Here is a 20,144-nt window from a genome sequence, read left to right on the forward strand (position 1 = left end):
GTAACGGGCGTAGCGTCTGACTTAACGGGCGCAGCGTCCGCCAATCAATGCCTGTTCATCACAACGACGACCGTTCACTAACTGACACATGCCAACCCGGGAACCGTCAAGCTGATGGGAAAAAGCCAGCGTGCCGCCTGCATTCGAACAGGTGCTTTCGGCCAGCGAGGACATCACCACCCGTGGCTGAATATGGGCGGCTGTCGCCTGTTGCGGTGGCTCGTTGTCATCACTGTTGCTGCTACAGGCAGAGAGGATCAGCGCGGCACCGGCCAGCAAAAAGGTGGCTGCTTTCATCAGTCAGACTCCGGGGGTTGGGGTTAAAGGCTGAGCCAGCATATGTCAGGCAGCGCAAGGGGTCGAGGGGTGAAACAGCTTTTTACAAAATTCTCCAGCGACATTTGCAAGCAGAATTATCTTGTTTACCTGGTATCAGGGAATCTTCAGACTTTCCCGGCGTTTATTAAATCGGAGTAATGCCATGTTAATGGACATGTTAATTCGCATCGCGCTGGCGGGCGTGCTGGGCGGTCTGATCGGAATGGAACGTCAGATGCGGGCCAAAGAGGCGGGACTGCGCACCCACATTCTGGTGGCAATTGGCAGCGCGATGTTTATGCTGGTGTCGAAATATGGTTTTGCCGATATGCTGAGTAATGAGCACGTCGCGCTGGACCCGAGTCGCGTAGCGGCCCAGGTGGTCAGCGGTATGGGCTTCCTCGGCGCGGGCACCATTATGATTCAGAAACAGGTGGTGAAAGGATTAACCACCGCCGCGGGTCTGTGGGTTACCGCAGCGATTGGCCTGGTGATCGGCAGCGGGATGTACGAGATCGGTATCTACGGCACGGTGCTGGCGCTGGTGGTGCTGGAAGTGTTTCGCCGTCTCAGCCATTTTTTGATTGGCAAACATCATACCCTGCTGGTGTTTCTCAAACCCAAAAGCGTCCCGCTGGTGCTGCTGGTGATGCAGCGGGAAAGAATACGCTACGGCAACGTGACGGTGATCAATCGCGATGAAGAGAGCGGCCTGTGCGAACTCAGCGTTCAGGTGACGTTGTCACGCAAATCAAATGATGCACATCTGTACGATAAGGTGATGGAAATCAAAGGCGTGCAATCGCTGGAGATGATGTAATCAGCTTTATTGCAGGCAGGCCAGCTTTTGCCCCTGCCCGCCGCCAATTGGCACTGGTATTTCAGCGCACATTAAGTACCATACGCAGCAAAAGTTATTTCTATTGTCAGCCGTGACGCTGACGTCTCTGTTTACAGGCCAGGAATCACGTGACCAGTTCAAAAGAACAGTATAATTTCAACAAATTACAGAAACGCCTGCGTCGCCATGTCGGCGAAGCGATTGCTGATTTTAATATGATCGAAGAAGGCGACCGCATCATGGTCTGCCTGTCAGGCGGTAAAGACAGTTACACCATGCTGGAAATCCTGCGCAGCCTGCAAAAGAGCGCGCCGGTCAATTTCAGCCTGATTGCGGTTAACCTCGATCAGAAGCAGCCGGGCTTCCCGGAGCACATTCTGCCAGAATATCTGGCGTCGCAAGGTGTCGACTACCGCATCATCGAAGAAGATACCTACTCGATTGTTAAAGATAAGATCCCGGAAGGCAAAACCACCTGCTCACTCTGTTCTCGTCTGCGCCGCGGTATTCTTTATCGTGTCGCCAGCGAGCTGGGTTGCACCAAAATTGCGCTGGGCCACCACCGTGATGACATCCTGCAAACCCTGTTCCTGAACATGTTCTACGGCGGCAAAATGAAAGGCATGCCACCAAAACTGATGAGCGATGATGGCAAGCACATTGTGATTCGCCCGCTGGCCTACTGCCGCGAGAAAGATATCATCCGCTTCTCTGAAGCCCGTCAGTTCCCGATTATTCCCTGCAACCTGTGTGGCTCGCAGCCGAACCTGCAGCGTCAGGTGGTGGCCGATATGCTGCGTGACTGGGACAAGCGTTATCCGGGCCGTATTGAAACCATGTTCAGCGCAGTGCAGAACGTGGTGCCTTCACACCTGGCGGACATTAACCTGTTCGATTTTAAAGGGATCAAGCACGGCGATGCGGTGGTGGATGGTGGCGATCTGGCGTTTGACCGTGAAACCCTGCCGCTGCAGCCAGCGGGCTGGCGGGTAGAGGAAGAAGACGCGCCGGATGTCAGCGCGCGGCTGGATGTGGTGCAGATTAAATAACGCCACTTCACCATGATTAAGGGCGTGCTGCTGTCAGCACGCCCTTTTTTTATATGTTTCGGTGCGGTGGCGGATCCATTACCGGCGGAAACTCCGGGTCCGGTGGCGGATCGGGTTGCGGTTGTGGCTGGGGAATCGGGTCAGGAATCGGGGTCGGATCCGTGGGGATCGGCTCGCTGTTAAGAATCGCGTTCATGCCGTACTCCTTTTCTTGCGAATGAAGTTTAAGCATAGGAAAGGAAACGCATCACAGCCAGGCGGCAAAAAAAAAAGCCGGCACAGTGGCCGGCGTGTTTCGAATTAAATGTGCTATGCATTAATTCTAAATCAGGAAGTAAGACAATATGGAGCGCAACGCCCATCGCTTGACGTTGCATTCACCTGCGGGAGAGAGTTTGCGTCAGTCGCGCTTAAGGGTTATTGATATCGATCAGCTTTTTTTCGCTTAACGCGTTCAGCGGGTATTCAGCGCCGCTTTTCACACCGGACTGCGCTGCTGGTGATGCACTACAGCCAGCGCCGCCTGCGCAGATAGCCCGCCACGCTGAGCGCCAGCACCACCAGCAGCAGACAGAAGATCGAAAATCCGTACCGCCACTCCCCGCCCGGGATGCCGCCCAGATTGACGCCGAATAAACCGGTCAGAAAGGTAGCGGGCAGGAAAATCATCGCCATCAGTGACATGGTATAGGTGCGGCGATTCATCGACTCCGCCATCTGCGAGGCGACTTCATCGGCCAGAATGGCGGTCCGCGCCACGCCAGCGTCGAGGTCATCCAGCCCGCGTCCGAGGCGATCGGCAATCTCCTGCATCCGTCGCCGTTCGCTGTCGTCCATCCACGCCAGCTTCTCGCTGGCCAGCCGGGCATAGACGTCGCGCTGCGGTGCCATATAACGCCGCATGACGATCAGCTGCTTGCGCAGTAAGCCCAGTTCGCCGCGCGCCGGCATCCGCTGGTCCAGCAGCGCATCTTCCATTTCGATGATTTTGTCGTGCAGCTGTTCGATAAATTCGCTGGTGTGATCGGTCAGCGCATCGCAAACGTCCACCAGCCAGCTGCCACAGTCGATCGGCCCGTTACCGTTTTGCAGATCGGTCAGCACCTCATCCACCGCGAACACTTTGCGCCGCCGGGTCGAGACAATCAGTTTATCGTTGATGAACACCCGCATCGCCACCAGCTGGTCGGGACGCGCATCGCTGTTATGGTTAACGCTGCGCAGCACAATCATAAACCCGTCCCCCAGCCGGCTGACGCGCGGACGCATGCTGTCGCCGGCTAACGCGTCACGCACCGCATCAGGGATTTGCGGCGTCGATTGCAGCCATTCCGCACTCTGACGATGGGTATAATTCAGGTGCAGCCAGCAGGGCCGCTCGCAGTGGATCACTTCATCTTCTGCAATCGGGATTAACCCGCCCTTTCCATCCAGCTGGCAGGAAATGATGGCGTCTGAAACCTGCAATGCTTTTCCGTCTATTACATCCACAACCTTGCCTCACTATCAAAATCAATACGATACAGTCTAGCGTGGCGGCGTTGAGTTGCAATCACCGGGCTGGGTGGAAAGATGTCACTCTGCGGCCTGACAGCAGGCCGCAAACGGCTTAGTGCTTTTCAATCCACAGTTCGCGGCTGTAGGCCACATCTTCCGGGTTAGTGATCGGATAGCCTTTGACCCAGGGTTTGATCAGACGACCGTTAGTGTACTGATAAATCGGCGCGATTGGTGCCTGCTCAGCCAGAATCTGCTCGGCACGGTTGTAATCGCTGTTGCGTGCCTGGTCGCTGGTCTCTTTGCTGGCCTTGGCAAGCACCGCGTCATAGTCCGCATTGCTGAAGCGCGCGATATTGCTGCTGTTACCCGAGGTCAGCAGATTGAGAAAGGTGGAAGGCTCGTTGTAATCGCCAACCCAGGAAGCGCGGATCACATCGAAATTGCCGCTGTTGCGGCTGTCGATGTAGGTTTTCCACTCCTGATTCTCCAGTGTGACATCAACGCCAAGGTTCTTTTTCCACATCGAGGCCACCGCAATCGCGATTTTCTGATGGCTCTCAGAGGTGTTGTACAGCAGCTTGAGGCGCAGCGGCTTGCCCGGTCCATAGCCGGCAGAGGCCAGCAGCGCTTTGGCCTGGGCATTCAGACTGTTCTGGTCATGCTGTTGCAGGAAAGACGGCAGCGGCTTAAAGCCGGCGGTAACGTCTGGCGTAAAGTGCCACGCGGGCTTTTCGCCGGTTCCCAGCACCTTATCGGCAATAATCTGGCGGTCAATCGACCATGACAGCGCTTTACGCACCCGCACATCCGCAGTCGGGCCTTTTTGGGTATTGAACGCGTAGTAATAGGTGCCGAGCTGGTCCGGGGTAAACACCTGTCCCGGCAGGGTTTTCTTCAGCAGCGCATACATGTTTTTAGGGAAGGATTCGGTAATGTCGATATCGTTTGAGCGATAGCGTTTGGTGGCGCTCGACTCTTCGTTGATTGGTACGAAGGTGACTTTGGTCAGCACCGAGTGGGCGTCGTCCCAGTAGTGCGGGTTGCGCGTCAGCACTATCTTTTCATTCACCACTCGCTCACTCAACTGATAAGCGCCGTTACCCACCAGCTTGCCTGGCGCAGTCCAGCTGTCGCCCTGCTGTGCGATCACCTGCTGCGGAACCGGAAACAGCGCCACGTTGGCGACCAGCGCCGGGAACCACGGCACCGGGCGGTCAAGGGTGACCTTCAGCCGGCTGTTGTCCTGGGCCACCACGCCCAGCTTGTCGGGCGTCATCTCGCCTTTGGTGATCGCTGCTGCATTTTCAATGCCGCTTAAGCCGGCAAACCAGGCAAAGGCCGAACTGTTTTTAGGATCAACCAGACGCTGCCAGCTGTAGACGAAATCCTGTGCAGTGACCGGCTCGCCGTTGGACCAGCGGGCGTTGTTGCGCAGGGTAAAGATCCAGGTTTTGTTATCGCTGCTGCTCCAGCTTTGCGCCACGCCGGGGACGATTTTGCCGTGCGCATCCTGATTAGTCAGTCCTTCAAACAGATCGCGGATAACCTGAATTTCCGGCAGCCCGACCGCTTTGAGCGGATCGAGCGAGGCGGGCTCATCTTTGATATGACGGACAATCTGTTGCTGGTCAGCGAGTTGCGCGCCGGCGGGCAGCGTCGCCGCCATCGCGGGTGTGAGTACGCTGCTCAGGCTGAGCGCCGCCAGCGTCATGCGAAAGGTCTTAACCATCATCACTCCTTTACCCCAAAGAAGCGCTGCCCCGGTCCGATGCCGACGCAGCTTGTCTTGCGGCACTTTATCGCAAATTGCTGATTGATAAATAGCTATTTTCCGCGCGCCGCTTTTCCGCTACTTTTAGGAAAACCCTTTCAAAGGAAATCACCATGTCGTCATTACACCCACGACCGCTGCGCGGCAAACTGGACGTTCCGTATCAGCAGTATGGCCGCTCAGTGCTGGGCGCGCCGCTGCTGTGGTTTCCGGCTCCGCTGGGCGATGCCGACAGCGGACTGATCCTGGCGGGCACCCACGGCGACGAAAATGCGGCGATCGCCACGCTTTCTGCCGCGCTTCGCAGCTTGCCGGATGCGCTGCGCCGCCATCACGTGGTGCTGGCGGTCAACCCGGATGGCTGTCAGCTGGGATTGCGCGCTAACGCCAACGGCGTCGATCTCAACCGCAATTTCCCGGCGGCGAACTGGCAATCAGGCGACACGGTCTATCGCTGGAACAGCGTGGCGGATGCGCGTGACGTCGCCTTATCCACCGGCAGCCATCCGGCTTCTGAACCGGAAACCCAGGCGCTGTGCGCCCTGATTCATCAGCTCAAGCCGCGCTGGATTGTTTCGTGGCACGAGCCGCTCGGCTGCATTGACGATCCGCATCAGGCGGAGATCGGCGGCTGGCTGGCGCAACAGACCGGCCTGCCGCGCGTCAGCAGCGTCGGTTATGACACGCCAGGCTCGTTTGGTAGCTGGTGTAAGGATCTCAGCCTGCCGTGCGTCACGGCAGAAATGCCGGTGATTTCAGTCGATGAAGCCACGGAAACCTATCTGGAGATGATGATTAATCTGCTGCGCTGGCAGCAATGATCAGCTGACCGTTCTGCACCTTAATGGCCGGTTCAGCGTCGACCGCCAGCCAGGTCGGCCCGTCTAAGTCAGCAAAGCGGGTTTGCGGCACCAGCGGCAACGCGGCGCGAATGGCGCGTGAGGTACAGAGCATGCAGCCAAGCATCAGCGCAAAGCCTTGCTGCCGGGCGGCGGCCGCCAGCGCCAGCGCCTCGGTCAGGCCGCCGGCTTTATCCAGCTTGATATTGACCATCTCGTAGCGACCGCGCAGCGCGGCCAGGCTGTCACGGGTGTGGCAGCTTTCATCGGCGCAGATCGGCAACGGATGAATAAAGTTCTCCAGCGCCGCATCTTCTCCGGCCGGCAGCGGCTGCTCCAGCATCGCCACCCCGATATCGGCCAGCAGCTGACAGCGCGCCGCCAGTCCCTCCGCATGCCACGATTCGTTAGCGTCGACGATTAACGTCGCCTGCGGCACCGCGGCGCGGATCGCCATCAGTCGTTCGGTAATAAAATTGTTATCCAGCTTAATTTTCAGCAGCGTCGCCCCGTGCTGCCACAGCGCCTGGGCGCTGCTGGCCATCGCTTCCGGCGTATCAATGCTGACGGTCTGGGCGGTAACCACACCCTCGGGTGCCACCACACCGCTGAGCTGCCACAGGCTGCTCCGTTGCTGGCGGGCCGCCAGATCCCATAACGCGCTATCGATGGCGTTGCGCGCCGCGCCGGCGGGCAGTGCCTGTTGCAGCGCTGCGCGCGTCATTCCCTGCTGTAAGGCAGGCAGCAGCGAGGCGATTTGTGCCAGTACCGAGGCTTCGGTTTCACCGTAGCGTGCATAAGGCGTCGCTTCACCGACGCCTTTCACGCCCGCCTCTTCAATTTCAACCACCACCACTTTTACTTCAGTGCGTGTTCCACGGGCAATGACAAACGGCGTATGTAGCGGCCAGGCTTCGGGATAACTTTTTACCGTTCTCATTTACTCTCCAGAATCTGCAACGCAATGGCAGGCTGCCTGCGCTAAACTCAATAATTGAACTCGTAAACCCTTAAATTTTATGTCATAAACAACCACTATAGTGCGTTTTTAGCCGTTTATAAGTCAGATCTCTTCACCATCAAAAAGGAATCAGTATGTCTCAGACTGTTCATTTTCAGGGTAACGCAGTACCGGTTGCGGGTCAGTTTCCTCAGGCTGGCGATAAAGCCAAAGCATTCACGCTGGTGGCAAAAAACCTGGTCAACGTGGCGCTCTCTGAGTATGCAGGAAAACGTAAAATTCTGAACATTTTCCCCAGCATTGATACCGGCGTCTGTGCAACTTCAGTTCGCAAGTTTAATCAGGCGGCGGGTGAACTGAGTAACACGGTTGTGCTGTGCATCTCTGCTGATTTGCCGTTTGCCCAGTCGCGCTTTTGTGGCGCAGAGAACCTCAGCAACGTGGTGACGCTGTCGACCCTGCGCGGTTCAGAGTTTAAGTATGACTACGGGGTGGAAATTGCCGATGGCGCGCTGGAAGGCCTGACGGCCCGCGCGGTGATCGTGCTGGATGAAGACGACAAGGTGATCTACAGCCAGCTGGTGGATGAAATTACCACTGAGCCGGATTATGACGCGGCGCTGGCAGCGCTGAAGTAAAAAAAAAGCGGATAACCCGGTTATCCGCTTTATTATCACCTTCGCAGCTCACCTACTCGCTTTCGGTCCGCTTCTGCCCCAGACCATACTCACGCAGCTTATTGGCAATCGCGGTGTGCGATACGCCGAGCCGTTTAGCCAGCTTGCGGGTGCTGGGATAAGAGAGATAGAGCCGGGTCAGAATCGAGCGCTCAAAACGGCTGGTAATCTGATCCAGCGTGCCTTCCAGTGCCTCATCGCCTAACGACACATCCAGCGCCTGCTCCGGTAACACAATATCCTGGGGACGCAGTTCATAGCCTTCCAGCTGGGTCAGCGCGCGGTAGAGTGCATTTTTCAACTGACGCACGTTACCTGGCCAGGCATAGCGGGTTAAAAAGGCATTAAGCTGCGGCGACAGGCGTGGACGAGGCATGCCCTGTTCGTCGGCGAAGCGGGCGACAAACATCTCGGTCAGCGGCAGGATATCCTGCGGACGATCGCGCAGCGGTGGCAGATGCAGAGTCAGGACGTTCAGCCGGTAAAACAGATCCTCACGGAATTCGCCGCGCTGCACCAGCTCAATCAGGTTCTTCTGGGTGGCGCAGATGACGCGCACATTGACATGCACTTCATGCTCTTCGCCGACCCGGCGGAAGGTCCCATCATTGAGGAAACGCAGCAGTTTGGTCTGCATTCTTGGCGACATCTCGCCGATCTCATCCAGCAAGACTGAGCCGCCATTGGCCTGTTCAAAGAAGCCTTTCTTGCCTTCTAACGCATTCGGGTAGGCACCGGCGGCATGACCAAACAGTTCGCTCTCGGCAACGTCATCCGGCAGCGAGGCGCAGTTCAGCGCCAGGAACGGCTTTTTACCGCGCGCACTGCGCAGATGACAGGCGCGGGCCAGCATATCTTTACCGGTGCCGGTGTCACCAATGATCAGCAACGGCGCATCGTGCATCGCCAGCTTGCGCGCCTGTTCTACCACCTGACGCATTTTTGGCGTCACCGCGACGATGTGATCAAACTCCGATTCGTCGGTTACCACCAGGTTCTGTAACTGCTGGCCCATGCGCGCGGTCGATTTCAGCATCACCATGGCACCGACCGGCTGATCGTTCTGGCCCTCTTCACCCGAGAGATAGATCGGGCGCGCTTCCATCAGGAAATCTCGCCCTTCAATCACCACGTGCTGCGCCTGCGCTTCCACCCGCTCGCTTTCCAGCCAGCGCATGAAATTGAAACCGTTAATCAGGTTTCCGGCACTGAAATTACGCATCTTCTGTTCGTCGAGATTGAACAGGTTCTGCGCCGCTGGGTTCGCCAGTTCCACTTTACTTTTCAGATCGATGGAGAAGACCGGTTCCGGCATCGCCACCAGCAGCGCACTCAACGCACGATGCTCACGTTCCGACGGCATGTACGCCACGGTGCGCACATCTGTTACGCCCGGTGTACGCCGGATTTCTGCCATCAGACTGCTGAAAGCATCAAATTCCAGCGCGGAGAAGTTGAGATAGATGCGGCCTAATGCCGCGATTTCGATACCGCGCAGATCGATATTGCGCGCAACCAACAGGTCGAGCAGTTCGCGCGTCAGACCGATTCGGTCCTGACAGAACACTTCCAGACGCATTGCGATGGCCTTAATCAGGTTCAGATGGGCCGATGATACGCTAAGAGATGCGGCCGCAGAAAGGGCTCTGTCAGGAAAAGTTGACACTCACCCGGCGTTTGGCTGCCTTTTATACTGCCTGCCGCCGATTTGTGCAGGAAGCTGGGACTGTCAGTCTTTGTCAGTATGAAACTTTTGATCGTTGCTGACTTGCTGTATATTTCACTCAACCCATTAATAACGATTATAAAATGCTTATTTTCTTTGCTAAATACCTGACCGTTGGCGTGTTGAATACTCTGATCCACTGGATCACATTTTTTATCTGTATCAGTCAGGGCTTTCTGCAATCCACCGCGAATGTTATTGCCTTTGGTCTGGCGGTGACTTTTTCATTCTTTGTCAATGCACGCTGGACCTTTAATCAGCAAGCCACTCCCTTTCGCTATATTCTGTTTGTGATTTTTATGGGGGCGATGGCCTTTGGTGTTGGCTACCTGGCGGACCGGATCGGCCTTTACCCGATCGTTACGCTGATAACCTCTTCGGCCCTGAGCCTAGCCTGTGGCTTTATCTTTTCCCACTTTATTGTGTTTAAAGGAAAGAAATGAAGATTTCTCTGGTGGTGCCGGTTTTCAATGAGGAGCAGGTGATTCCTCTTTTTTACGATGCCGTCAGGAAATATGCCGCATTTGCCGAGTGGCAGGTTGAAATTGTTTTTATTGATGATGGCAGTACAGATGCCACACGGGCAGTGGTCACCCAGCTTAGCCAGCGCGATCCGCTGGTGCGCACCCTCTCCTTTATCCGTAATTTTGGCAAAGAGGCGGCGCTGTTCGCCGGGCTGGAAGCCGCCACAGGGGAGGCCATCATCCCGATTGACGTTGATTTGCAGGACCCGATTACGCTGATTCCGCAAATGGTCAGCAAGTGGCAGGCGGGTGCTGATATCGTCTTAGCCAAGCGTATTGACCGCAGCGCCGATGGCCATCTGAAACGTAAGACCGCGCACTGGTTTTATAAGCTGCATAACTGCATCAGCCATCCCCGGATAGAAGAGAACGTGGGTGATTTCCGGCTAATGTCACGGGAAGTGGTGGAAAATATTAAGCTGCTGCCTGAAAAAAATTTATTCATGAAAGGTATTCTTAGCTGGGTTGGCGGGCAGACAGAGATTGTGGAATATGTCCGTACTGAACGAATAGCGGGCAACAGTAAATTCAGCGGCTGGAAGCTGTGGAATCTGGCGCTGGAGGGAGTGACCTCATTCTCGACCGTCCCGCTTCGTATCTGGTCGTATATTGGATTTCTGGTCGCCTCATTAGCCTTTCTTTATGGCCTGTGGCTGATTGTCGACAAACTGCTGTTTGGCAATCCGGTGCCGGGCTATCCCTCGATCCTGGTTTCAGTGCTGTTTCTGGGCGGCGTCCAGCTTATCGGCATTGGCGTGCTCGGCGAATATATCGGCCGCATTTATATCGAGACCAAAAACCGGCCTCGTTATATTTTGCGAAACAGCGATAAGTTAAAAAATACCCGCACTGAAAGATGATGAATTATGCCACTGCGTGGCTACAGCAGCGTGCCAATAACAAAGGATGAAAGATGATGATCGGTAAACCGGGCCTGAGCCGTGGCAAAGTGCTTGCGCTGTTTATAGTAGTGTTTCTTTTTGCATATTATCCGGCGTATTTAACCCATTATGCCTATACCGATGACTGGACCAACCTCTACTGGGCCAACTTTGATCAGCTGAGTATTTTAAACTGGGATACATTATCAGGCCGGCCGGTGTACGGAATCATCCAGTATGCCGCCTCTTTTATGGTCGATAGCGTAGCAAAACTGGCGCTGCTGCGTTCAGTGGCAATTATTCTGCTTATTTTTACCGGCTATTATATTTATACCCTGACTCAGAAATACGCGCTGATGGAAAGCCAGGCGCAGCGCATAACCTTTTCACTGTTGCTCTGCCTGCTGCCCTCTTTCCAGGTTTATATCGCCTGGGCTTCCTGCTTTCCCTATATCACCGCGATTCTGCTGGCTGGTGCGAGCTATCGATGGTCAGTGAAGCCAGGCCTGGCTGGGCCACTATTGGCGATTGTTCTGCTGACCATCGCTTTCTGTATTTATCAGCCAGCCGCGATGAGCTTTACCTTTTTTGCCATGCTGGATTTGTGCCTCTCAGCGCGCAGAATCGATAAAAAACGGGCGGTGATTTCGCTGATGGTACTGGGCGCAGGCATGTTTGCCGCTTTGATTGCGTCGAAGGTGCTGCCAGTCCAGCTTTATGGCCATGCGCTGCCGCGTTCGGCTTTTAGCTACGATCTGCTGAATAAGGTGAAATGGTTCTTTTCAGAGTATCTTAAAAACATCATCTGCCATTTTGATCTCGGGGCTAAAACCGTCTCGGTGATTCTCTCTTTAATCGTCATTGGCTTTGGGCTGAAGAAAATTAAAGCCGCCGGCAATGATAAGTTTTACCTGGTCTTTTTCTTACTGCTGATCGCCGCGCTGCCCAATCTTATTGTCAGTGAAAGCATGGCAGCTTACCGTACCCTGATTGCTGGCTCCCTGATCTCAACCAGCGTTTTTATTCTGGGTCTGTTTGAGATCGGCCAAAAATTTAAGTGGAAAAAAACCTTATATGCCGCGCTGGTGCTGGCGGCGGCGGCACTGGCCATTAGTCATCTGAACAACGGCTATTCGGTTCCGGCGCGCAAAGAGTTTGCGCTGCTTAATCAGGCTATTACTACTCAGGTGCCAAAAGATTTTCAGGGCGCGCTCTATTATCGTCTGACCGGAGAATATCTGCCGAAAGTGGCGACATTGCGGAAATATGATGATTTTGGCGGGCTGGGATTAAGCATGTCATGGACCTTTGCCGGCATGGCGCACTTTATCCGGCAACAAAACGGCATGGCATTTACGCTGCCGGCGAATCCGGTTATTACCGACGAAGCCGGTTGTCCGGGTGACTGTCTGGTTATTGATTCGCGCGCGGTGCTGCGCCAGCCTCATTAAACAAAAGAAAAGGCGGCAAGGCCGCCCTGGATGATGGTGTCGCAGCACCGCTAGGCAGACTTATTGCCGCCCTTCTGCAACGCCTCTTTTATCTGTCCTAACAGCTCGCGACGGAAATCACCCAGTCGCGGCTTATCCTGCTCCAGCCACGGCAACGGGCGACACAGTTCCATCGCCTTTATGCCCAGTCGCGCGGTCAGCAAACCGGCACCAATACCCTGCGCGGCCCGGGTGGAGAGGCGCGCGGCGATATCCTGCGACATCCAGTCCATTCCCACTTCACGCACCAGTTCTGAGGCACCGGCAAACGCCATATTGAGCAGCACCAGCCGGAACAGGCGGATACGACTGAAGTAGCCCAGCTCAATGCCGTAAATCGCGGCGATGCGATTGACCAGCCGCAGGTTACGCCAGGCAATAAAAGCCATATCAACCAGCGCCAGCGGACTGACGGCGATCATCAGCGTGGCTTCTGCCGCGTGACGGCTGATTTCACGTCGCGCCTGACGATCCAGCACCGGCTGCACCAGCTGAGCATATAAGCGAACAACTTCGCTGTCGTTATGGGTTTCATGAAGCGAGGCGTGCCAGCGCTGTAACGCCGGATGCGCCTGATCAAGCTCGGCCTGCTGCGCCAGCTTTTCGCAAAATGCCCGGCCTTTACCCATGCTGTGACTGTGCAGCAGTTCGCGGCCAATGTCGCGTTCTTCGGCACGCTGGCGAAGCTGGTAAAGGCGACGCCATTCACCGGCCAGCGCGCCGACGCCCGCCAGCACAATCAGGCCGCCCGCTACGCCGCTGCCGAGTGAAAACCAGTCGCGGGCCAGCCAGGCATCATGGGTCCACTGCACGCCCTGCGCGACGACGCTGACGCCGAACAGTGCCACGCCAGCCATCACCAGTTTGCGCCACAGGCTGCGCTTCGGTTTCAGCGCCGCTTCCACTGCGCGCTCACCTGCGCCCTCCTCCTCGACGACGGCTTCATCATCCTGCACCGCCAGAAACGCCGCCTGCGCCTGGGCGTCAAAAGTCTGCGCGGGCCGTAACGGCACCTCTGTCGCCTCATCCAGCGGACGGGAAAAATCGATACGGGGCTTCAGCGGATCACTCATCGCAATTTATCTCCTAACAAAAATTCCAGCGCAGCATCCATGCGGATATGCGGCAGCGGCCGATCAACGTCCAGCTGCTGTGGGCGGAATTGTTCAAACTGGAAACCCTGCTGCTGCCAGAAAGCATTGCCCGGCAGCCGCGGCGGCACTTCACCGGGATAGACGGTCAGCGGTTCGCCATCACTCAGCCGATTGCCACGCAGCGCCGGGATCTTCTCACCCCGGTGATCCACCAGCCCGCTCTGCGTCGCCTGCACCGAGGCCAGGCCGATGCAGTCCATGCTGATCCCCTCAAATGCGGCGTTCTGCCAGGCATCCTGCACCAGCTGCTGCAACAGTGACACCATATTACCGTGCTGATCGCTGGTGATATGGTCCGCTTTGGTGGCGGCAAACAGTAATTTATCGATAACCGGTGAAAACAGCCGGCGGAACAGCGTCCGCTGACCATAATGAAAGCTTTGCATCAGCTGCGTCAGCGCCAGCCGCATATCATTGAAGGCTTGTGGTCCGCTGTTGAGCGGCTGCAGGCAATCGACCAGTACAATCTGGCGATCGAAGCGCAGGAAATGATTTTTATAGAAGCCTTTCACCACGTGCTGGCAGTAGTAGTTAAACCGCTGCTGCAGCATGCTGAAGTTGCTGCCTTTGTCGGCCTGAGCGAGTTTGCTGAGCTGCAGATCGTCGGTAACCGGCCACGGGAAAAACTGCAGCGCCGGTGCGCCCGCCATGTCGCCAGGCAGGACAAACCGGCCCGGCTGGATGAAATGCAATCCTTCAGCCTTACAGCGGTGCAGATAATCGGTCCAGGCTGCGGCAATTTCCGCCAACCGGTTTTCATCGGCGGGCGCGAGCGGGTCGAGTTGCTGACAGAGGGTGCGCCACGGCGTCGCCCACTCTGCGCGATCGCCCTGCAGCAGCCCGTTCATCTGCCGTGACCAGGCAAGGTAATCCTGCGCCAGCATCGGCAGATCGAGCAGCCATTCACCGGGATAATCCACGATCTCCAGATAGAGCGTGGCGGTCTCTTTCAGATGCCGCAGCAATGATTCATTGGGCCGGTAGCGCAGAGCCAGCCGCATTTCACTGACGCCGCGGGTTGGTGTCGGCCAGGCGGGTGGCGTACTGTAAAGCTGCGCCAGCCCTTCATCGTACGTAAAGCGCGCCGTTCCCATATCGCGCTGCGGTACCCGCTTTACCCCGAGCAGGCGCTCATCCCGCACCACGGAAAACAGCGGCAATCGTGCGCCGCTGTGGACCGTCAGAAGTTGATTAACCAGCGAGGTGATAAACGCGGTTTTTCCGCTGCGGCTTAAGCCGGTAACCGCCAGGCGCAGGTGCCGGTCGACGCCGCGGTTCATTAACGCGGCAAATTCAGTTTGCAGTCTTTTCATCTTTCTCCCTGATGAAGCGCGACACCGCGCGATTCATTACGCGTTTCAGCAATGGCTCCAGCGCCATCGCCAGTAAAAGACGTAACGGACGGCGTGCTACCGATTTCACTGCCCAGCCGGTGACGCCAGCAGGACCGTAAGTGACAGCATTAATAATGATGAATTTAGCCGCCGACTTCAACGCGGGTGCCGCGCGGTGGCGAAAAGCAGTGGATCGCGAGAAGGACATCGACACCTCCGAAGGGTCAGCGAAAGGGCCTGTAACAGGCCCGGATAAGCAGAATTAAAGCTGGCGGAAGCGGCTGCGCACGCTAAAAGTTTCAGACGTGACGTAGCGTTCCACATCGCGCACGCTGCGTTCATCGCGCTGCAGTGCGTTTTCTAACTGGTCCAGCAGTTCACTGGCGCTGGGCTGACGCGGGGTTTCAGCGGCATCGGCCGGTTTGACATCCAGTACAAAGCCGAGCACGAAATAGGCGACCACGGTAAACATAAACAGGCCGAAAAACAGTGACAGCACCATGATGACGCGCAGTAACCGCACCGGAATATCGAGATACTCCGCCAGACCTGCGCAGACGCCCATCAATTTTCCTTCGTCAGGTTTACGCCATAACTTACGGCCCTTCATCATGGTTGCCTCCAGTTAGGGTGTTCCGCGTCCAGAATCGCCTCCAGCGCATCAATGCGTTCGCGCATCCGCTGCGCATCCTGAGCAACACGCTGCAGGCGCTGGATTTCGCTTTGCGACAGGTCCGCGCCGCCGTTGCGTTTGTTGCTGTAATGCAGCCATAACCAGATCGGTGCCACAAACAACACGAAGATCGTTAGCGGTATGGCAAGAAAAAGTGCGCTCATTGACTCTCCTTAATCACTCATCGCAACGTCGATAATTATTCACTGCGGTTCATTTTGGCTTTCAGCGCATTCAGTTGCTGGCTGATTTCATCATCCGCTTTCAGATCGGTGAACTGCTGATCCAGCGTTTTAGGTTTGCCAAAACCGTGACTTTCCGCTTCCGCTTCCATGTGATCGATGCGGCGTTCAAACGATTCAAAACGCGCCATCGCTTCATCAATTTTACCGCTGTCCAGCTGACGACGAACGTCACGTGAAGAGGAAGCCGCCTGATGACGCAGGGTTAACGCCTGCTGACGCGCCCGCGTTTCGCTCAGTTTTTTCTCCAGCTCGCTGATTTCGCCTTTCATGCGTTCCAGCGTCTCTTCTACCTGGCTCACTTCCTGTTTCAGGGCGGCGATCAGGTCAGTCAGTTTCTGTTTTTCGATCAGTGCTGAACGGGCTAAATCGTCTTTATCTTTACGCAGTGCCAGCTCGGCTTTTTCCTGCCATTCGGCCTGCTGAATCTCTGCCTGCTCAATCCGGCGTGTCAGCTGTTTCTTTTCTGCCAGCGCCCGTGCAGAGGTTGAGCGGACTTCAACTAAGGTGTCTTCCATTTCCTGAATCATCAAACGGACCAGTTTCTGCGGATCTTCCGCACGCTCCAGCAGCGAATTGATGTTGGCATTTACGATGTCGGCGAAACGAGAAAAAATACCCATAATGATGTTCCTCTTTAAATGTGTCATGGCGTGTTGCGCTGTATAGCTAATACAAGATGCGTGCCAATTTTATAAATCATTGATTTAAAGCAAATTTAAAATTTTACAGCCCTTTTAGCTTGTTCTAATATAGTCAAAATGATTAAGGGGTGGCGAAATTCATCATGGCAGGAAACAACGACAACCTTCTCGGTGAGTCCAACAATTTTTTAGAGGTGCTGGAGCAGGTGTCGAAGCTGGCTCCGCTGGAAAAACCGGTATTAGTGATTGGCGAGCGCGGTACCGGTAAAGAGCTGATCGCCAGCCGCTTACACTATCTTTCTGACCGCTGGCAGGGGCCGTTTATCTCGCTGAACTGCGCCGCGCTGAATGAAAACCTGCTCGATTCTGAGCTGTTCGGCCATGAAGCCGGGGCCTTTACCGGCGCTCAGAAGCGACATCTGGGCCGCTTTGAACGGGCGGATGGCGGCACGCTGTTTCTTGATGAGCTGGCGACGGCACCGATGCTGGTTCAGGAAAAACTGCTGCGGGTAATCGAATATGGGCAGCTGGAGCGCGTCGGCGGTAATCACTCATTGCAGGTTAATGTGCGGCTGGTCTGCGCCACCAACGAAGACCTGCCTGCCCTGGCGGCCGCCGGAAAATTCCGCGCCGACCTGCTTGATCGTCTGGCGTTTGACGTGGTTCAGCTGCCGCCACTGCGTGAACGACGTAGCGACATTCTGGTGATGGCTGAGCATTTTGCTATCCAGATGTGCCGTGAACTTGGCCTGCTGTTGTTCCCTGGCTTTACCGCGCAGGCGCAGCAGACGCTGTTGAGTTACCACTGGCCCGGCAACGTTCGTGAGCTGAAGAATGTGGTGGAACGGTCGGTTTATCGCCACAACAGCAGCGAGCAGCCGCTGGATAACGTGATTATTAATCCGTTCGCTCGCCGGCCTGAGCCGGTCGATACCCTGCCGGTGAGCCGTCCCGCGCCCGAGGGCGACCTGCCGGCGCTGCCGCTCGATCTGCGTCAGTGGCAAAATCAGCAGGAACGAGAGCTGGTGGAAACCAGCCTGCAACAGGCACGATACAATCAGCGCCGCGCCGCGGGGTTATTGGGCGTTACCTACCACCAGCTCCGCGCCATGATGAAAAAGCACGGTATCACAAACGAACATTAAAACTTAACAATCAAAGACTTATCAGAGGAAGGCCGGTCAGAGCTCGCATCTTTAAGATACTTCATAACGCATTGTTTTCTCACCAGATACCATTGCATTTTGGAGAACAGATTTGGCCGGTTTTAACGTCAGATAGCAGGAGTTTACGACTCATATACTGACAGCACCGTAGCGGTAACTCGCCCGAATACCACCACGTCACCCAGCTCTCTAAATTTCAGTGGTCTTTAATCAGGGTTTTTAAAACATTTTTGATGCAAATCGGTGTCATTATCTCTTTAAAAAAGCTTCTGGCTTCATCATAGGGAGTGGTCATTTCACTCAGCATAGTTCTGAAGCTCCTGGCACCCTCAGTGGAGACTTTTATAAAGTCGGTCTCATCTATCGAATAGTCAGACAAGGAATACCCTGCTGCTTTAAAAGCGGCCACTTCACCCTATACGATTTCGTTTACATCAGTATCGGTTGATATGAACGCTATCGTTCATATTCAGGGGCGAAATTCAGTGCTGCAGATAGAGCTGCAATCGTTAATGCATTAAATTCAGTAGATATGGCTCGAATGGCCTCTCAGCTTTCTAAAATGAGCAAGGCTTTTGGGTATTACGGTAAAGCAACTGACGCATATGGTGTTTTCCAGGAAGTTAAAAAAAGTTTTGAGACCGATAACTGGCGTCCTGCATTAGTCAAAATCGAAGCGCTTACTGCTGGAAGGGTTGCCACCGCGGTTACTGCATTTGCCTTCTCAGCTATGTTTGGTTTGCCATTAGGTATCATAGGTTTTGCTTTGATCATGGCATTAGTTGGGTCGCTGGTTAATGAGAAACTTATGGAAAAAATCAATGGGCGTTTAGGAATATAAATTCCCGAAGGTGTTGTAAAAGGCTGGGGATCCTTCAGCCTTTTTTTAAAAACGGGATTGATATCAATGAGAGAGGTATCGCAAAAAAGAAGCAAAATACCCAATAGATTGCTACCAAACCATTCTTCCCGATGTCATCCTTAAAAAAACCTCGATGCCAGAAACCTTCTTCAGTAAACTTTAAGGCAATGCTCTCAACAGCAAACTTTGCAAAGGGAAAAGCCAACCAGGAAACTACGGTATAAATCATCCAGAGCTGGTTTTTTGGGTCACCGGGGTTTTCATACCATCCTGTTCCGAGCGCTAAAACACCAACCACTCCAAAAAGTAAATTGATCATGTAGTATTTAACTCTCATCGTCTTTAGCTCCATGAAAGCAATATTTTTACGTATGGATGTGCACGCCTAAATTCAGGTACTGCTCCCATTATACATATGTAGGTTAAAGTAACCTCAGCTTTTCATTAATATCATGAGCGTTAACTTTTATCCGGCCAGTAATTTGATTTTACTGTAACCTCTTAGTCAGTCATCCAGGCGATGATGTATTTTCCTGGGCATCATTGAACGCCCTTTCATCCCACCTCCGAACTAACACTTTCAACGCATCCCAGTACGGAAATAATTTCGGGACCCGCCTGAACGCGATACGCCCAGCCTTGACGCCAGTAACACATCGGCATACTTCTAAAATGCGCAGCGCGTTACGAACATGCAACCTCCTGCACTTCGACCCAAACCAGCGTTTAAAGCCGATTCTGCTTTTTACTGATTAATGCTGGAGGTAAACGGATTGAAATTTACTTCAAACGTATTCACACAGGGTGATCTGATGGCGACAATCCAGATCATATCCCTGGCAATTTCGTAGCCAGGCCTGTTTATGCTCTGGAAACTGATTAACAGCGCGCCGCCACGTTAACGCAGCGAAAACCTCATTACTTACAGGCGACATTGGTTTGCAACTACTGTGAGTCTCTAAAGCGTAAACAGCGGTATTCTCCGCCTTAACCTTGCTTTGCCGCCCTTACCATCGTCCAGCTCAACGCTATGGAGAGGATTGCATAACAGCCGTTTTTTTATCAGCCGGCGGATTCTTGTTTAATGCCTCCAGTTACCGTTTAGTCTTCCCTGAGTAATCAAACAGCACACGACTGATTTCGGTGGCTGCTTACTCCAGATCCTGCGCCCTCATGAAATAATTTCCTCACGTTCCCAGCCATTGAGCGTGCATCGTACGCCCTCAGCATCTATCAGGTGTCATTCATCATGGGTGTATTCCTGCCGTCTCAGGCGCTTATCCGGCCAGCCGTCCGCTTCGCGTTGACCATTTCAGGCAAAAAAAAGCCCGCCATCAGGCGGGCAACAATACTGGAAGCAATGTGAGCAATGTCGTGCTCTTCTTCGGTAGAGCCACCGTCGAAGTGCAGATGAATAATAATCATTCTTATTATCATCTGTAAAGTGCTAATTGAGAATATTTCTCATTACCACACTCTCTGTACGTTTTTT

General features: G+C 54.5%; 23 protein-coding genes and 1 pseudogene. 9 read left to right on the plus strand and 15 right to left on the minus strand.

Going from position 1 to position 20,144, the window contains the following annotated elements; translation table 11 throughout:
• Window positions 1–21: 21 nt before the first annotated feature.
• Window positions 22–297, minus strand: coding sequence for a putative hemolysin (locus AC6I8I_RS09860; RefSeq protein WP_312054518.1), 276 nt, complete (start codon window positions 295–297; stop codon window positions 22–24).
• Between the two features lie 184 nt (window positions 298–481).
• Between AC6I8I_RS09860 and AC6I8I_RS09865 the strand changes: the two genes are divergently transcribed.
• Together AC6I8I_RS09865 and ttcA are read left to right on the plus strand one after the other, a co-directional pair.
• Window positions 482–1,138, plus strand: coding sequence for an MgtC/SapB family protein (locus AC6I8I_RS09865; RefSeq protein ID WP_312054516.1), 657 nt, complete (start codon window positions 482–484; stop codon window positions 1,136–1,138).
• 149 nt (window positions 1,139–1,287) lie between these two features.
• The gene (gene ttcA, locus AC6I8I_RS09870) at window positions 1,288–2,208 is read left to right on the plus strand and encodes a tRNA 2-thiocytidine(32) synthetase TtcA (protein WP_312054514.1); all 921 of its coding nucleotides are present in this window, start codon (window positions 1,288–1,290) and stop codon (window positions 2,206–2,208) included.
• Window positions 2,209–2,257: 49 nt separating this feature from the next.
• Here the strand turns inward: ttcA and ynaL are convergent, their stop codons facing one another.
• The 3 genes from ynaL to AC6I8I_RS09885 all read right to left on the minus strand — a co-directional run bounded on the left by ynaL (window position 2,258) and on the right by AC6I8I_RS09885 (window position 5,437).
• Window positions 2,258–2,404 (minus strand): proline-rich small protein YnaL, encoded by a 147-nt coding sequence (gene ynaL, locus AC6I8I_RS09875; protein WP_162836816.1) that lies wholly within the window; start codon window positions 2,402–2,404, stop codon window positions 2,258–2,260.
• A 311-nt stretch (window positions 2,405–2,715) separates the two neighbouring features.
• Window positions 2,716–3,699, minus strand: a complete 984-nt coding sequence (gene zntB / locus AC6I8I_RS09880; RefSeq protein WP_312054512.1) for a zinc transporter ZntB — start codon at window positions 3,697–3,699, stop codon at window positions 2,716–2,718.
• A gap of 118 nt (window positions 3,700–3,817) precedes the next feature.
• Window positions 3,818–5,437 (minus strand): peptide ABC transporter substrate-binding protein, encoded by a 1,620-nt coding sequence (locus AC6I8I_RS09885; protein ID WP_312054711.1) that lies wholly within the window; start codon window positions 5,435–5,437, stop codon window positions 3,818–3,820.
• Window positions 5,438–5,592: 155 nt separating this feature from the next.
• Between AC6I8I_RS09885 and mpaA the strand changes: the two genes are divergently transcribed.
• Window positions 5,593–6,300 (plus strand): murein tripeptide amidase MpaA, encoded by a 708-nt coding sequence (mpaA, locus tag AC6I8I_RS09890; RefSeq protein WP_312054511.1) that lies wholly within the window; start codon window positions 5,593–5,595, stop codon window positions 6,298–6,300.
• On the opposite strand, the gene ycjG is transcribed toward mpaA, so the two are convergent.
• The gene (gene ycjG, locus AC6I8I_RS09895; protein WP_312054510.1) at window positions 6,275–7,258 is read right to left on the minus strand and encodes an L-Ala-D/L-Glu epimerase; all 984 of its coding nucleotides are present in this window, start codon (window positions 7,256–7,258) and stop codon (window positions 6,275–6,277) included. The genes mpaA and ycjG overlap by 26 nt on opposite strands.
• Before the next feature lie 155 nt (window positions 7,259–7,413).
• Here ycjG and tpx point away from each other — a divergent pair, with 155 nt between their 5' ends.
• Window positions 7,414–7,917, plus strand: a complete 504-nt coding sequence (gene tpx, locus AC6I8I_RS09900; RefSeq protein WP_312054508.1) for a thiol peroxidase — start codon at window positions 7,414–7,416, stop codon at window positions 7,915–7,917.
• A 52-nt stretch (window positions 7,918–7,969) separates the two neighbouring features.
• Here tpx and tyrR read toward each other — a convergent pair whose 3' ends face one another.
• Window positions 7,970–9,535, minus strand: a complete 1,566-nt coding sequence (tyrR, locus tag AC6I8I_RS09905; protein ID WP_312054506.1) for a transcriptional regulator TyrR — start codon at window positions 9,533–9,535, stop codon at window positions 7,970–7,972.
• 230 nt (window positions 9,536–9,765) lie between these two features.
• On the opposite strand from tyrR, the gene AC6I8I_RS09910 reads away from it, so the two are divergent.
• Genes AC6I8I_RS09910 through AC6I8I_RS09920 form a run of 3 tightly spaced genes read left to right on the plus strand, consistent with a single transcriptional unit; the run spans window position 9,766 to window position 12,538 of the window.
• Complete coding sequence (locus AC6I8I_RS09910; protein ID WP_312054505.1) at window positions 9,766–10,125, plus strand: GtrA family protein; 360 nt, start codon at window positions 9,766–9,768, stop codon at window positions 10,123–10,125.
• Complete coding sequence (locus AC6I8I_RS09915) at window positions 10,122–11,066, plus strand: glycosyltransferase family 2 protein (protein WP_312054503.1); 945 nt, start codon at window positions 10,122–10,124, stop codon at window positions 11,064–11,066. The genes AC6I8I_RS09910 and AC6I8I_RS09915 overlap by 4 nt, the downstream gene beginning before the upstream one ends.
• Window positions 11,067–11,119: 53 nt before the next feature.
• Window positions 11,120–12,538: a glucosyltransferase domain-containing protein gene (locus AC6I8I_RS09920; protein WP_312054501.1), complete on the plus strand. Its 1,419-nt coding sequence runs from the start codon at window positions 11,120–11,122 to the stop codon at window positions 12,536–12,538.
• 50 nt (window positions 12,539–12,588) lie between these two features.
• On the opposite strand, the gene AC6I8I_RS09925 is transcribed toward AC6I8I_RS09920, so the two are convergent.
• The 6 genes from AC6I8I_RS09925 to pspA are packed head-to-tail and all read right to left on the minus strand — an operon-like array spanning window position 12,589 to window position 16,603.
• Complete coding sequence (locus AC6I8I_RS09925; RefSeq protein WP_312054499.1) at window positions 12,589–13,650, minus strand: YcjF family protein; 1,062 nt, start codon at window positions 13,648–13,650, stop codon at window positions 12,589–12,591.
• A complete protein-coding gene (locus AC6I8I_RS09930; protein WP_312054497.1) occupies window positions 13,647–15,044 on the minus strand; it encodes a YcjX family GTP-binding protein in 1,398 nt (465 codons plus the stop codon). Before AC6I8I_RS09930 ends, AC6I8I_RS09925 begins: the two co-directional genes overlap by 4 nt.
• Window positions 15,025–15,273 carry a phage shock protein PspD gene (pspD, locus tag AC6I8I_RS09935; RefSeq protein WP_312054495.1) on the minus strand — a complete coding sequence of 83 codons (249 nt, stop codon included), beginning with the start codon at window positions 15,271–15,273 and terminating at the stop codon, window positions 15,025–15,027. The genes AC6I8I_RS09930 and pspD overlap by 20 nt, the downstream gene beginning before the upstream one ends.
• A gap of 54 nt (window positions 15,274–15,327) precedes the next feature.
• Window positions 15,328–15,678: an envelope stress response membrane protein PspC gene (gene pspC, locus AC6I8I_RS09940; RefSeq protein WP_312054493.1), complete on the minus strand. Its 351-nt coding sequence runs from the start codon at window positions 15,676–15,678 to the stop codon at window positions 15,328–15,330.
• Window positions 15,675–15,902 carry an envelope stress response membrane protein PspB gene (pspB, locus tag AC6I8I_RS09945; RefSeq protein WP_312054491.1) on the minus strand — a complete coding sequence of 76 codons (228 nt, stop codon included), beginning with the start codon at window positions 15,900–15,902 and terminating at the stop codon, window positions 15,675–15,677. The genes pspC and pspB overlap by 4 nt, the downstream gene beginning before the upstream one ends.
• 35 nt (window positions 15,903–15,937) lie before the next feature.
• Window positions 15,938–16,603 carry a phage shock protein PspA gene (gene pspA / locus AC6I8I_RS09950; RefSeq protein ID WP_069728377.1) on the minus strand — a complete coding sequence of 222 codons (666 nt, stop codon included), beginning with the start codon at window positions 16,601–16,603 and terminating at the stop codon, window positions 15,938–15,940.
• A gap of 164 nt (window positions 16,604–16,767) precedes the next feature.
• Here pspA and pspF point away from each other — a divergent pair, with 164 nt between their 5' ends.
• Window positions 16,768–17,769, plus strand: coding sequence for a phage shock protein operon transcriptional activator (gene pspF / locus AC6I8I_RS09955; RefSeq protein ID WP_312054487.1), 1,002 nt, complete (start codon window positions 16,768–16,770; stop codon window positions 17,767–17,769).
• Between the two features lie 526 nt (window positions 17,770–18,295).
• Window positions 18,296–18,631 (plus strand): colicin-like pore-forming protein, encoded by a 336-nt coding sequence (locus AC6I8I_RS09960; RefSeq protein ID WP_497828650.1) that lies wholly within the window; start codon window positions 18,296–18,298, stop codon window positions 18,629–18,631.
• Between the two features lie 34 nt (window positions 18,632–18,665).
• Here AC6I8I_RS09960 and AC6I8I_RS09965 read toward each other — a convergent pair whose 3' ends face one another.
• The 3 genes and pseudogenes from AC6I8I_RS09965 to AC6I8I_RS09975 form a co-directional block, all read right to left on the minus strand.
• Window positions 18,666–18,971, minus strand: coding sequence for a colicin E1 family microcin immunity protein (locus tag AC6I8I_RS09965; RefSeq protein ID WP_497828626.1), 306 nt, complete (start codon window positions 18,969–18,971; stop codon window positions 18,666–18,668).
• A 466-nt stretch (window positions 18,972–19,437) separates the two neighbouring features.
• Window positions 19,438–19,593 (minus strand): annotated as a pseudogene (locus AC6I8I_RS09970) (bacteriophage antitermination protein Q); the annotation flags it as partial.
• A 328-nt stretch (window positions 19,594–19,921) separates the two neighbouring features.
• Window positions 19,922–20,077 carry a hypothetical protein gene (locus AC6I8I_RS09975; RefSeq protein ID WP_312054483.1) on the minus strand — a complete coding sequence of 52 codons (156 nt, stop codon included), beginning with the start codon at window positions 20,075–20,077 and terminating at the stop codon, window positions 19,922–19,924.
• Between the last annotated feature and the right edge of the window lie 67 nt (window positions 20,078–20,144).

Source organism: Pantoea sp. X-Soil-YNGN-775 (assembly GCF_059730575.1).